This is a genomic window from Paenibacillus sp. sgz302164 (assembly GCF_056120505.1).
Window position 1 is genome coordinate 94,568 of the sequence record NZ_JBVYOL010000021.1, and the last position, 12,374, is coordinate 106,941.

Genomic DNA, 12,374 nt, shown 5'->3' on the forward strand with positions numbered 1-12,374 from the left:
AAGGTGAAATGAAAATTCATGACTAACGAAGCAGAACACATGATTGAAGTTACTCAATCAACAGAAAAGGTAAACCACATAATTGAAGGTGTTCGTAGAGTAAGATACGACTTGCTTTAGACCTTGCATTCAGAAGTTTGTAATATGTTTGATAAAAGAGAAGTTTTATTTAAGGTAAAGGGGCTATTTATGAGTGTCAGAGAAAGCCAGAGCAATTTAACCATATGTGTATACGGTTTTGTGGAGGTTGTTTAATCTTACAATGATAACCATAAAGAGAAATATTTCACAAGCACTTCTTTGTCAGTATATACGTAAGCATATTGGGAACGAAAGATTATTACTTGGAGAATGGTCTTGTTCCAGCTTGGGATGGAAGGCTTCTAATGCTGTAACAGGTGGGCTCTACCGGGTTCACGGAATTGCTATTGAGAAGGATCACATAATTCCTTGGACGGTAATTTTAAAAGTAGTTATTCCTTCTGCTGCAGCTAATGAACCAAGTCATTATAACTATTGGAGAAGGGAAGCCTTAGTCTACCAATCAGGATTGTTAGACAAGCTTCCTTCTATGCTGAAAGCGCCGCGATGCTTAGGTGTTGAAGATAAAGATGATGGTTCAATATGGATTTGGCTGGAAGAAGTAACAAATTACATCGATGGAAGCTGGTCGCCAAATCACTATAAAGAAGCCGTATACATACTGGGGAAATTTAATGGTTCGTACCTGGTAAATGAAAAACTGCCATCTGAATCATTTCTGTGTAAAAGTTGGTTATCGTCTTGGGTACAAGAATGCGATAAATATGATAATGGGGCAGCTTTCGATGAAAACACATGGCAGCATTCATACATTCGAGAGTTATTCCCTGATGAAATTTTTAAAAGATATGCGAAATTTCATAAACAGCGACAGCAATTACTGAAAGCTTTAGAGGGTCTGCCAAAGGTATTTACACATAACGATGCATGGGAACCAAATCTCTTTTTACAGCAAGATGGAACAATGATCGCAATTGATTGGGCCTTTGCTGGAGTGGCTGGGCTAGGAGAGGAATTAGGAAGGTTGTACGGTTTATTTCTACATTCTGGTGTAGGATCATCGGTTGATATAAAGAAATTTGCGGACGAATTATTCGATCACTACTATCATGGACTATTAGATGCGGGATGGGATGGTAATGATCGGCTTGCTCGTTTTGGTTTTTTGGCATCCGCTGGATTACGTTGCAGTATGCTAATTTCAAAAATAATTGATCAATGTTCAGAAGCAGATACGGATGAGAAACTGGCGGAGAAGGCCAGAGTATCAATTCAATTACTCGAAATGGCGGAAGAAGCCATTACTCTTTTGCCTGACCTTTAACACTTACAACGCTAAAAGACGGATCACGTATCTTAAAAATGTCTATCGCAGAAAAAAGATGCTGAAGCGGTATCCTAAACGGAGTGATACTATGATCGAAATGAATAGTTTTATTAGAAGTATCGAATTGCTTCGCGAATTAGTGCCTTCATTTGAGCGCTATCCATTTCATTTAAAAGTAATTAGTGAATTAAAAAAAATGGATTTTCATCCAAAAGTAACTTACATAGTTGGGGAAAACGGGATGGGAAAATCAACATTGTTGGAAGCAATAGCCGTGGCCATTGGATTTAACCCAGAAGGAGGGACAATTAACTTTACATTTTCCACGCAGTCAACGCACTCTGATTTATATAACTACATTAAAGTAATTCGTGGTGTAAAAAAACCTCGCGACGGTTTCTTTTTTAGAGCAGAAAGTTATTATAACTTTGCAACGAGTGTGGATGAACTGGATCGTGAACCATCACCGGGACGCCGTATTATTGATTCATATGGAGGTAAATCGCTGCATCAGATGTCTCATGGCGAATCTTTCTTTGCTACATTCTTACATCGCTTCGGTGGTAATGGGCTGTACATTCTCGACGAACCTGAGGCAGCACTGTCTCCCTATCGCCAAATGGCTATGCTATCACGAATTCATTCGTTAGTTAAAGCAAACGCCCAATTTATAATATCAACGCACTCCCCAATATTAATGGCATATCCAGATTCAATAGTATATAATTTAACGTCTAAAGGTATCGAAAAAACCGTACTTGAGGCTACAGATCATTTTACAATAATGAAGCATTTTCTGAACAATAAAGATAAAATTTTAAATGAACTATTTCTTGATGATGATGACGTATAGTTGTTGTTATTATAATCATCTATCCCTTTCGTGGTCTCGATACATGTCGTATTCAGGTCTCGCCTCGCCGCCTCGCTCACAACAACCGCTGTAATCCGGTGAACCAGACCTCGACGTACTGCCGGGTAATTTCGCCGATCGCATCCCGGCCGGCATGAAGCCGGATAATTTCAAAGTAGCCTTCGAGAAAAGCGACGGCGAGCGGTCTGGCAACGTCCGGGCTCAGCGCCGGAGACGCTTTTTCCCGGCTGAGGCCGGCCAGATGCGCCTGCACATGTTCGGTCAAGGTGCGAAAAAACTCCTCTTTGGCACCCTCGTGCCGCGTCCCCGTACTGCCGTACAGCAAAATCAGCAGACCTTCCCGATGCTCAAGCACAAGCCCGGAAAAAATATGCCCGATCTGCTCCAGCATGGCGAGAACTGTGAGCGGCTCAGGCTCGTTTTCGCGGACGAGCTTCAGCAGCCCGTCATAGGCGGGCGTGACTACGGCATCGAACAAAGCTTCCTTATGAGGGAAGTAGCGGTACAGGTTCCCGACGGCGACGCCGGCCTCCCGCGCAATATCTTTCATGGAAGTTTTGGCAAACCCCGACTCCAGAAACGTTTCTCCGGCAACCCGCAAAATCGAGCGGCGGACTTCGTCTTTCAGCACTTGCATACCGTGAACCTCCATTCATTTTTCTTAATATATGAAAAGCGCTGCGGCTTGTCAAGCAATGGGAGGTTGCGGGATTCAGCCTCGCCCGGCAGGGTCAGTCCGTTGCTGCGGCCGCCTTTTTTTGTTCCCGATTACGAATTCAACGGCGATTTGCAGCGCGATAACGACCGCCAGACCGTAATAGGCCTGGACATAGCTGCCCGCCGCATCATGGATGCTGCCGAACAGCAGCGGGCCGAGCGCGCCCAATATGTAGCCGCCGGATTGCGTTAAGGCCGACCAGGCGCTCGCTTCCGGCGCACTCCGCGTTTCGTCGATCGGCAGCATCAGCGCGAGCGGGAACAGACCGCCGGCGCCGATGCCAAGCGGGACGGCGGCAAGCCACGGGCTGAGCTGCAAATTCAGCAGCACTATGCCGATCAGTTCGAGCAGCGAGCATCCGACCAGCCACAGCAGCCGATTGTGATAACGATGGACGGCCATCGGAATGAGCAGGGTGAACGGCAGGGAGATCAGGGTGAACAGCGTTTGGATGCCGCCGGCCGTTTCGGCGCTGTAGCCCATGCTGCGGATGGACGGCGCAAGCCAGGCGGTCAAGGAATAGAACGCAGCCGCCATCAATCCGAAAAACAAGGTCAGAACCCAGGCACGCGCATTGGTCAGGGGCAAGCGTTCGCTGGCTGCTGCCGACAGCTGCCCGGCAGGGCTTGCATGGCCCCCCTTGCGGGCAAGTCCCCACCAGAAGGGCAGGGCGATGACGGCGAGCAAGCCCCACACGGCAAGCGGGCCGCGCCATGAGCCGTTCATCGAGTTCTGCAAAGGAATCGCAAGCCCGACGCTTAAAGCTGCGCCAAGCACCATGGCAAAGGAATAAATGCCGACCATGCCGGAAGCGCGATGGGCGAAATGCCGTTTAATAAAGCCGGACAGCAGCGGGCCTACGATCGCGATGCCCACCCCTGCGAGCAAGGAGGTGAGCAATAAGAACAGGCTCGATGCCGCCCATGCACGAAGCGCGGTGGCGATGCCGATCAGCAGCAGAGCGAGGGCGACAGTCCCCTCGAGCCCCCATTTTTTGCTTAATTTGACGGCTGACGGAGCAAAAATACCCATGCACAGCACCGGAAGGGAAGTGAGCAAACCGGCAATGACCCCGTTCATGCCCAATTCGCCCCGGATCGTGTCTACAAGCGGAGAAACGGAAGTGATCGGGGGACGTAAATTCAGTGAAGCAAGGAAAAGCGCCAAGATGAGATACACGTTTCGCATGTTGTTTCGCCTCCAAAAGTGATATCGTTTGCTATCGATGCAAATGTAAGTATATAAGCGGCAAAATAATTGATCAATACAATTGTTTTTATTATAATGATTGAAAAAACCAATGATTAAAGGAGGGGACCGCGTGGAAATACGCCAGTTGGAACATTTTTTGATCGTCTGCGAAGAGCTGCATGTGACCCGGGCCGCCGATCGGATCGGCATATCGCAGCCGACGCTCAGCCAGCAAATCCGGGCGCTGGAGGAGGAGCTTGACGTGCCTTTATTCGACCGGATCGGCAAAAAAATCAGGCTGACCCAGGCCGGAGCCCTGCTGCTGGAGCACGGCACGCGGATGGTCCGCAATATGCAAAATGCGAAAGACGCCATTGCGGAGCTGCGCCGCGGACACCAGGGCTTGTTGACGGTCGGCGTCCTGCCGTCCGATCTGGACTACCGGATGACGAAGCTGCTGGTCGACTTTCATGCCGAGTTTCCGGGCGTGAAGCTGAAGGTCGTTTCGTCCATCGACGTGTTCAATCTGGTGCTGGACAACGAAGTCGACCTGGGCATCTGGCTGGCTTCTCCGCCGGATGACCGGCTTATCCGCGTTCCTTTGTGCAGGGAAGAATATGTGCTGGTCGTATCCGAAAATCACGAATGGGCGAACCGGGACTCGGTCTCGATCGAGGATTTGCGCGGCATCCGGACGGTTATGTACCCCCAAGGCTACACAGGGCGGGAGCTGGTGGACGACTGCTGCCGGAAGCGCGGGTTTGTTTTGGACACTATTATGGAGACAGGCTCGGCCACATCGATTATGAGTCTGGTCAAAGCGAATATCGGGGGCACGGTGCAGCCGCTTCCGCTTATGGAAGCGATCAACGATCCGACGCTGCGGTGCATCCCGTTTCACGACGAGGCCCCTTATCGGGACTTCGATATTTTGCGCCGCTCCGACCGCTTTTTGGGAAAATCGGCTCAGGCGTTCATTCAAAAAACGGCCGATTACTTCAAAGAACGATGCGAGGTATAGGTAATAACTATAAAATATATTTGAATTATGTATTAGACCTATAAGTGTGCCTCCGATAAAATGGCAGAAAGGAGCAAAATCGAGGGAAAAGACGGAGGGATCTGACGATGGAAGCGAATATTGCAAGCAAGCGAGCCGAATTATCCGGAAAATTAACCGGAATACTGGATGCCCGAACGCTGGCATCTTCCCATGGAAGGCTTGCCGAGCTGCTCGCCGAAGGCATGAGCGTTCTGGACATCGGCTGCGGAACGGGAGCGATTACACGCGGAATCGCGGAAGCTGTGGGGCCTGGCGGCCGCGTAGTGGGGATTGACAGCAATCCGAAGCTGATCGAAAAAGCCCGCCAGACGCATGTCGATGTGCCTGGGTTAACCTTTGAAACCGGCGATATGTATCGGCTTGCTTATCAAGAACAATTCGACATCGTGACTTGTGCGCGCGTTTTCGTCTGGCTGAACGATCCGCTGAAAGCGCTCGAAATGATGAAAGCGGCGGCGGCAATCGGCGGACGCATCGTAATCACCGACTACAATCACGAAAAGATTGCGTGGCAGCCCGAGCCGCCGGCCAGCATGCTTGCCTTTTATTCGGCCTATTTGAAATGGCGCTCCGATGCCGGATTCGACAACGCGATTGCCGACCGGCTTCCCGATCTGTTTCGGCAAGCCGGTTTGGAAGAGATCGCGGTCACCCCTCAGCATGAGGTCGCGGTGCGGACCGATTCCGATTTTGAGCGGCGCATTGGCATTTGGGCGGATACGGCTTCAAGCCGCGGACCACAAATGGAGAGGGACGGATTTATTACCGGGCGTGAATATGCCGACGCCGAACGGGAATACCGCGAATGGGCGGCAGCGGAGGCCCGGTCGCTCACGATGTATATGCTGGCAGTCGAGGGCAGGAAAATACGCTGAAACGGACAGAGTGACATTTCTCACAGTCATTGCAGCCTGAAACAGCTACAATGAGGTTAATAAATCAGTGAGGTGAGTGCGCATGCTGTACGCTAAAATTGTTGTCGCCTTCGACGGTTCCGAAGCTTCGGAAAAAGCGCTGGATACCGCTTTGAAGATGGCCAAGCTGAACCATTTTTCCAAACTGGAAATTATCCATGTTTTTAATCTTCCGACCTACGTGCTTGGAACTTCCGTCGTTATACCGTCCATTACGATTGAAAACAATTACCTGGATTATTCCGAACAAGTGATTAATAAAATTAAGGACAAAATCGCCGATTTTGCAAATACGCACATCGAAGTGCGGCAGGGTCCGATTGCCAGAACGATTCTCGACTATGCCGTTGAAACCGGCGCCGACCTCATCATCATCGGCAGCAGAGGGCTGAGCGGGATCGGCGAGTTCGTGCTCGGCAGCGTCAGCCATAACGTCGTCATGCATGCGGCTGCACCGGTTTTGGTCGTAAAATGACCGGAAATTGAAGAACGAGATTGACGCTAAAAATTGGTATTCAAGCCGACCGGGGGTTGAATGCCAATTTTTTCTTTTTCATTGCCGGTTTTCATGCCAAAATTGTTATGATATGGATTGCGGTCATGTCCCGCCACAAATAACGTTCATTAGCGGGGCGTATGCCGAGATTGAAGCAGGAGACGGCAAAGGCTCCGTAAAGCAATTTTTCAAATCATAACGCTACAGAGCGCTGCAGGTTGTGGAACTGCACAACTGAGCGTGAGGTAGCACAACAAAGAGAAAACCTGCGAATATGCAGGTTTTTCTCGAGAAATTCGTTTATTTTGGTGAAATACATGCAAAAGTGCAGGGATATTTGCTGAAAGTGAACCTGAGCCCATGAATTCGGTAAAAAGCCTGCACAATTGCAGTAATTCTTCGGAGCCGCGTATCAAGGGCGTAAATTCATGTACTTTTGCAGGTTTTGTTCGTGCAGCCAGGCAGATGGGGACTATCGCCTGACGCGGGGAGGGCGGCAGGGGGTTCAGCAGCCTGAGCCGTTACAGAGCGTCGATGACGGATTTAAGCTCCTTGACGAACTGTTTGCCGGGCAGCGCGAGATGGCGGGTTTTCAAACGCATCAGGCGAAACGACACATCGACGTCGTCGCCTGTAATCGGCAGAGGAACGATGTTTCCGGTGCGGACATACGGGTCGAACTTCAGGCCGTTTTCCGTGTAAAATCCGACGGCGATGCCTTCGGAGATAATGCGCTTGGCGGCTTCCGAATTGCCCAATTTAAACAAAATATTCGGGGTTCCGTATTTTTGCAATGTTTGAATAAGGAAGCTCGAATTGACCAGCACGGGATGGTGGATCAGTTCAGCGAAAGTAATGCTCGCGCGCCCAGCCAGGGGGGAGTTTTTGCCTACGCAAGCCATCACTCTGCTTTCCAGCAAATTTTCGCAGATCAACTGTTTGTTAGGTTCTTCATATGGCTTGAAAACGGCGACGAGACCTATGTCCACCTTCCCGTTCTGCACTTCCTGCTTGATTTGCGGATAATCCAGCTCGATCATTTCAAGCTCGACTGCGGGATATTTGCTTTTGAAAATGGCCAGTGTGGAAGGGAGCACGCTCAAGCACAAGCTCGGCACGGAGGCGATGGATAGAAACCCTGAAAGCTCGGAGGAATGAAAACATGCCGCCTCTTTAAGCTCCTCCACCTTGCCCAAAATTTCCTGCGCTTTGCCGATGATCGCTTTGCCGTCTTCCGTCGGAATCGCTCCGAATCGGGAACGTTTGAAAATTTTAACTCCCAGCTCTTCTTCCAGACTGACGATGGCTTGGCTGATGTTGGGCTGCGAAACATGCAGCCGCTCGGCCGCTAACGAGATGGAGCCGGTGTGATGAATTTCTACAATATAAAGCAGTTGTTCAATCCGCACTGCCGCACCTTCTTTCGGACCGTTTCAGTGTCAAATACAGGGCCGGTTTTATTCTCCGTCAATGGCCGGGAGCTTGTCCGCGCTTGCTTGAGCGTTATGGACCCAACGGGACAGCAGCACGCTGATTTCGTATAAAACGAACAGCGGCACGGCAACCATCAGATGGGAGACGATGTCCGGTGGGGAAATAAGGCTTGCCGTAACGACCAGAACGAGATAGGCGTATCTGCGGAAAGCGTGCAGCCGCTTCGGGTTCAGAATGCGAAGCTTGGTCAGGAACATCACGATGACCGGGAGCTCGAAAGCAACGGATAAAGGGAGCACGATGTTAATCATAAACCCGAAATATTGGGCGATCCCGTAGGTTTGTGTCAACTCCAAGCGTTCAATGAGGCCGGTGGTAAAGGAAATGCACATCGGAAATACGATGAAATATGAAAAGGCCAGTCCCGCCGCAAAACACAAAATCGTGTAGGGGATGCAGCGAAGCGCCGCGGACCGCTCTTCCGCCGTCAAACCTTGTTTCACGAAAGCCCAAATCTGATACAAAATAAACGGCAGCGTCAACGCCAGGGAAATGGCGAAAGCGATCATCATATAGATGCGAATGCCGTCCATCGGGGAGAATACGTTCCAGGTCATTTCCGATGCGGGCGGCGTATTTTTGAGCCAGAGGACGACTTTTTGGGCGATCAAAAAGCCGGCGGCCATCGAGACGACGAGCGCGATCAGGACGCGGATGATCCGGGTGCGCAGCTCCGTCAAATGTTCGGTCAATGTCATTCGGTTCCATGTATTCATCAGTTAGCGCCTCCGGCCGATTCGATATGATGCTGCGATGTTAAGAATTGGCAATGATCCGTTTGAGTTCCATCGTATGAAAACCGTTCATCAATTTGGCATGTATATCCATTATTTTCTGAATATCCTCGAACGAATACTTGCGGATTCTTCCTTTGGTGCGTTCCGGAAAAATAAGCTGCCGGTCCTCGTAATAGCGAATTTGCCTCTCGGTCAATCCTGTTAATTCACTGACGATTCCGATTTGGATCACTTTTTTGCTCATAATTGACATCAATATACCTCCTATAATGTCAGAATATTTAACGTAATTATGACATTCTTGTTATTGAATTTAACATTTTCTTGAAAAATCTTCAAATAACCTATTTTTATTGCGGTATAAGTAATATTTATGTAATACAATCTTACATATAATCTGGACGAATGATTGTCCCGTTGATACGTTAAAAGGGCGGATTATCAAACTTTAACAAGGAGATGGGGATATGGAGACTACATCGTTCAGAGAAGAGCAAATAACCCGTAGGCAATTTTTGACGACTGTCGGCAAAATTGGGGGATCAGCCGCACTTTTCAGTGTTATGGGCACGTTAGGTTTGCTTACGCCGGAGACGATGAAAGCGGCTGATTATACGCCTCCTTCAAGCGGCGATTTGAATTCGACCAACCGCAACGGGAAAAAAATTATTATTCTCGGCGCCGGAATCGGAGGCATGACGGCCGCATACGAGCTCGGGGAAGCCGGCTACGATTGCACGCTGCTGGAGGCAAGGGCGCGTTCGGGCGGACGGGTCTGGTCCGTGCGCAGAGGAACCGCGGTTGCGGAGGTCGGGGGAGTCAAGCAGGTGGCGCGGTTTGACGATGGCATGTATTTTAACGCGGGACCGATGCGGATTCCCCAATTCCACGTAACTTTGGAATACTGCCGCAAATTCGGGGTGGCGATCGAGCCTTTCAACAATGTCAACGAAAGCGGCTATTACTACAACGAAAACGCAGGGGAGCTGTCCGGCCGGAAAATTCCGAAGCGGGCCGCCAAAGCGGACGTAAGAGGCTACGTCTCCGAAATGCTCGCCAAGGCGGTGAATCAGAATGCGCTCGACCTGCCGCTGACTTCGGAAGAGAAGCAGAAATTGGTCGCCTATCTCAAAAAAGAGGGCGATTTGAACGAGGATTTATTTTATAAAGGCTCGGAAAGGGGCGGATACGTCGAAGAACCCGGCGGCAAATTCGATGCCGGCGTCCTGAGAGATCCGTTCAGCTTAAAGGCGATCATTAATTCCGGCTTCGGTCCGTTTTTCAGCAACGAGTACAGCTACGATCAGCAGATGATGATGTTTCACCCGGTCGGCGGCATGGATCAGATTACGAAAGCTTTTGAAAAGCGGCTCGGAAACCGCATCAAGTTCCATTCCGAAGTTGTGCAAATCAAGCAATCCGCCGACGGCGTAACGGTTGTGTATAAAGATTTGAACACAGGGTCCACGCAGGAAATATCCGGCGATTACTGCATTTGCACGATTCCGCTGTCCGTTCTGAAAGATATACCGGCCGATTTTTCGGCAGAGATGTCGACGGCGATCTCCAAAATCAATTACGCGTCCGCAGGCAAAATCGGTCTCCAGTTCAAGCGCCGGTTCTGGGAGGAAGACGAGCATCTGTTCGGCGGAAGCTCGCTGACCAATATGGATATTGCGAATATTTATTATCCGCCAACCGACTATTTCGCGAAAAAAGGCATCCTTCTGGGCTACTACACGTTCGGCGCAAATGCGGATAAGCTCGGCAAAATGCCGATTGCGGAGCGGGAAAAGTATGCGCTCGCACAGGGCGCGAAAATTCATCCCCAGTACTACAAAGAATTTGAAGCTTCTTTTTCCGTGAACTGGAAAGGGATTAAGTACAATCTCGGGGGATGGGCGGCTTATACGGCCGATGACCGCAAAGCGTACTATCCGACGCTCTGCAAGCCGGACGGCCGGATTTATTTGGCCGGGGAGCATATGAGCTACATCACCGCCTGGCAGGCGGGCGCGATCGAATCGGCCCGCAAAGTCGTAACGGAGATTCACCAGCGCGTCATGCAAGAGTAGACCGAGAGGAGAGATGAACGATGAGAGCGAACAAAATGAAGCTGCTGCTGTCAGCCGCCGTATTGTCCGGCCTGATTACGGTTACCGCCTATGCGGACGGGACGGAAACGACAAGTAAATACCCGGAGGAACCGATCAACGAAGTCGAGTTTTACGGCAACCCCGCTTCTTCCATATCCGGAGGCGTGTCCGTGCCGGCAGGCTCCTCCTATTTGTTCACGAGCGGAACCGTCCCGCCTTTGCTGAACAAAGACGGCAAAACGGTGTACGAACGTTACGGAGACACGAAGACGCAGGGGACCGGCATTTTGAAGGCGATCGAGAAACAGTTGAAAGATAAAGGGCTGACGCTTGCCGACGTCATTTATTTGCGCGTGTACGTTACGGCGGACCCGGGCAAAGACAATAAATTCGATTACCAGGGATGGTTTGACGCATACGCGCAATTTTTCGGCAATGACACCAACCCCGTCAAACCGGCGCGGTCCACGGTCGGCGTAGCCGGTCTGGTCAATTCCGACTGGCTGATCGAAATCGAAGCGGTGGCGGTATTTCCGAAAAAGCACAATCAAGATTAAGGCCAAATCTAATTCAAAGATCGGAGTGATGTCGTATGCTGCAAAATATCGGGTTTCCCGGACTCATGTTGATTCTGGTCGTCATATTGGTATTGTTCGGTCCATCCAAATTGCCCGAGCTCGGGCGGGCTGTCGGACGCACCCTGCACGAATTTAAAAATTCGGCAAGAGATCTGGTCGCCGAGCCGAAGCAAGACGAGCCGGCGGAGCCCAAACGAAGCGCGGAAGCTTGATCCGGCCGCGTGCGGTGGAGCGGGGCGGGGCGCGGGAGCCGGCGCCCGGCGGCTGCGGGGGCCCGCGCCAGCCGGCGCGTTGCTGCGGCGACGGCGGAGCCACGCCGCTTGCGGTCGCGCAAGTGCAGCAGCTGCTGCGGTCGGAGCCACGCCGCTTGCGGGCGTGCAAGTGCAGCAGCTGCGGTCGGAGCCATGTCGCACGCGGTCGCGCAAGGCCAGCAGCTGCCGCCAGCGCCACGCCACTTGCGGGCGCGCAAGTTAAGGGGCAGCTGCGGAGCCACGCCGCTTGCGGGCGCGCAAGTGCAGTAGCAGCTGCGGAGCCATGCCGCTTGCGGGCGCGCAAGTGCAGTAGCTGCGGTCGGAGCCATGCCGCACGCGGTCGCGCAAGGCCAGCAGCTGCCGCCAGCGCTCGGAAAGCCTGCAAAAGTGCATCTTTTTGCGCCCGGAAGCTCTTTCATCGCATAATTCCTGCAAATATGCAGTTTTTTTCACTCAAACGCAGAGCCAGCCCCGCTATGGGCGATAATTCCTGCACAATTGCAGGCTTTTCCTAAAAACGAGCCGCTTTCACCGAAAAAACCTGCACTTTTGCAGGTTTTCCCGCTTCTGGGGCAGAAAGAGATGAAGCTGCT

At 51.1% G+C, this 12,374-nt stretch carries 13 protein-coding genes and 1 pseudogene; 9 read left to right on the forward strand and 5 right to left on the reverse strand.

Annotation, left to right across the window (positions count from 1 at the left end; all coding sequences use genetic code 11):
- Positions 1 to 247: 247 nt before the first annotated feature.
- Positions 248 to 1,366 carry a phosphotransferase gene (locus tag AC0LWT_RS28745; RefSeq protein ID WP_474684722.1) on the forward strand — a complete coding sequence of 373 codons (1,119 nt, stop codon included), beginning with the start codon at positions 248 to 250 and terminating at the stop codon, positions 1,364 to 1,366.
- Between the two features lie 91 nt (positions 1,367 to 1,457).
- On the forward strand, positions 1,458 to 2,222 hold the full coding sequence (locus AC0LWT_RS28750) for an AAA family ATPase (RefSeq protein ID WP_474684723.1): 765 nt from the start codon (positions 1,458 to 1,460) through the stop codon (positions 2,220 to 2,222).
- 76 nt (positions 2,223 to 2,298) lie between these two features.
- Here AC0LWT_RS28750 and AC0LWT_RS28755 read toward each other — a convergent pair whose 3' ends face one another.
- Positions 2,299 to 2,880 (reverse strand): TetR/AcrR family transcriptional regulator, encoded by a 582-nt coding sequence (locus tag AC0LWT_RS28755; protein WP_474684724.1) that lies wholly within the window; start codon positions 2,878 to 2,880, stop codon positions 2,299 to 2,301.
- 75 nt (positions 2,881 to 2,955) lie between these two features.
- A complete protein-coding gene (locus AC0LWT_RS28760; RefSeq protein WP_474684725.1) occupies positions 2,956 to 4,149 on the reverse strand; it encodes an MFS transporter in 1,194 nt (397 codons plus the stop codon).
- A gap of 133 nt (positions 4,150 to 4,282) precedes the next feature.
- On the opposite strand from AC0LWT_RS28760, the gene AC0LWT_RS28765 reads away from it, so the two are divergent.
- The 4 genes and pseudogenes from AC0LWT_RS28765 to AC0LWT_RS28780 all read left to right on the forward strand — a co-directional run.
- Positions 4,283 to 5,173: a LysR family transcriptional regulator gene (locus AC0LWT_RS28765; RefSeq protein ID WP_474684726.1), complete on the forward strand. Its 891-nt coding sequence runs from the start codon at positions 4,283 to 4,285 to the stop codon at positions 5,171 to 5,173.
- Positions 5,174 to 5,280: 107 nt separating this feature from the next.
- Entirely contained in the window at positions 5,281 to 6,090 is an 810-nt protein-coding gene (locus tag AC0LWT_RS28770; RefSeq protein WP_474684727.1) for a class I SAM-dependent methyltransferase, read from the forward strand.
- A gap of 82 nt (positions 6,091 to 6,172) precedes the next feature.
- Positions 6,173 to 6,604 (forward strand): universal stress protein, encoded by a 432-nt coding sequence (locus AC0LWT_RS28775; protein ID WP_474684728.1) that lies wholly within the window; start codon positions 6,173 to 6,175, stop codon positions 6,602 to 6,604.
- A gap of 106 nt (positions 6,605 to 6,710) precedes the next feature.
- Positions 6,711 to 6,824: pseudogene (locus AC0LWT_RS28780) on the forward strand (LD-carboxypeptidase); the annotation flags it as partial.
- Between the two features lie 322 nt (positions 6,825 to 7,146).
- Here the strand turns inward: AC0LWT_RS28780 and AC0LWT_RS28785 are convergent.
- From AC0LWT_RS28785 to AC0LWT_RS28795, 3 genes are read right to left on the reverse strand one after another with little or no spacing between them, the layout of a single operon-like run.
- Entirely contained in the window at positions 7,147 to 8,034 is an 888-nt protein-coding gene (locus tag AC0LWT_RS28785) for a LysR family transcriptional regulator (RefSeq protein ID WP_474684729.1), read from the reverse strand.
- A gap of 48 nt (positions 8,035 to 8,082) precedes the next feature.
- Positions 8,083 to 8,835, reverse strand: coding sequence for a twin-arginine translocase subunit TatC (gene tatC / locus AC0LWT_RS28790; protein WP_474684730.1), 753 nt, complete (start codon positions 8,833 to 8,835; stop codon positions 8,083 to 8,085).
- Positions 8,836 to 8,875: 40 nt separating this feature from the next.
- Positions 8,876 to 9,109 (reverse strand): MerR family transcriptional regulator, encoded by a 234-nt coding sequence (locus AC0LWT_RS28795; RefSeq protein ID WP_474684731.1) that lies wholly within the window; start codon positions 9,107 to 9,109, stop codon positions 8,876 to 8,878.
- A gap of 214 nt (positions 9,110 to 9,323) precedes the next feature.
- On the opposite strand from AC0LWT_RS28795, the gene AC0LWT_RS28800 reads away from it, so the two are divergent.
- From AC0LWT_RS28800 to AC0LWT_RS28810, 3 genes are read left to right on the forward strand one after another with little or no spacing between them, the layout of a single operon-like run.
- Entirely contained in the window at positions 9,324 to 10,931 is a 1,608-nt protein-coding gene (locus AC0LWT_RS28800) for a flavin monoamine oxidase family protein (RefSeq protein WP_474684732.1), read from the forward strand.
- A 20-nt stretch (positions 10,932 to 10,951) separates the two neighbouring features.
- On the forward strand, positions 10,952 to 11,509 hold the full coding sequence (locus AC0LWT_RS28805) for a RidA family protein (protein ID WP_474684733.1): 558 nt from the start codon (positions 10,952 to 10,954) through the stop codon (positions 11,507 to 11,509).
- Positions 11,510 to 11,544: 35 nt separating this feature from the next.
- Positions 11,545 to 11,742 (forward strand): twin-arginine translocase TatA/TatE family subunit, encoded by a 198-nt coding sequence (locus AC0LWT_RS28810; protein ID WP_474684734.1) that lies wholly within the window; start codon positions 11,545 to 11,547, stop codon positions 11,740 to 11,742.
- The last annotated feature ends 632 nt before the right edge of the window (positions 11,743 to 12,374 follow it).

What these genes read in the sequence shown, in the direction of transcription:
- AC0LWT_RS28750 (WP_474684723.1), top strand. Translation starts at nt 1,458, where the DNA reads ATGATCGAAATGAATAGTTTTATTAGAAGTATCGAATTGCTTCGCGAA.
- AC0LWT_RS28755 (WP_474684724.1), bottom strand. Translation starts at nt 2,880, where the DNA reads ATGCAAGTGCTGAAAGACGAAGTCCGCCGCTCGATTTTGCGGGTTGCC.
- AC0LWT_RS28760 (WP_474684725.1), bottom strand. Translation starts at nt 4,149, where the DNA reads ATGCGAAACGTGTATCTCATCTTGGCGCTTTTCCTTGCTTCACTGAAT.
- AC0LWT_RS28770 (WP_474684727.1), top strand. Translation starts at nt 5,281, where the DNA reads ATGGAAGCGAATATTGCAAGCAAGCGAGCCGAATTATCCGGAAAATTA.
- AC0LWT_RS28775 (WP_474684728.1), top strand. Translation starts at nt 6,173, where the DNA reads ATGCTGTACGCTAAAATTGTTGTCGCCTTCGACGGTTCCGAAGCTTCG.
- tatC (WP_474684730.1), bottom strand. Translation starts at nt 8,835, where the DNA reads ATGAATACATGGAACCGAATGACATTGACCGAACATTTGACGGAGCTG.
- AC0LWT_RS28795 (WP_474684731.1), bottom strand. Translation starts at nt 9,109, where the DNA reads ATGTCAATTATGAGCAAAAAAGTGATCCAAATCGGAATCGTCAGTGAA.
- AC0LWT_RS28800 (WP_474684732.1), top strand. Translation starts at nt 9,324, where the DNA reads ATGGAGACTACATCGTTCAGAGAAGAGCAAATAACCCGTAGGCAATTT.
- AC0LWT_RS28805 (WP_474684733.1), top strand. Translation starts at nt 10,952, where the DNA reads ATGAGAGCGAACAAAATGAAGCTGCTGCTGTCAGCCGCCGTATTGTCC.
- AC0LWT_RS28810 (WP_474684734.1), top strand. Translation starts at nt 11,545, where the DNA reads ATGCTGCAAAATATCGGGTTTCCCGGACTCATGTTGATTCTGGTCGTC.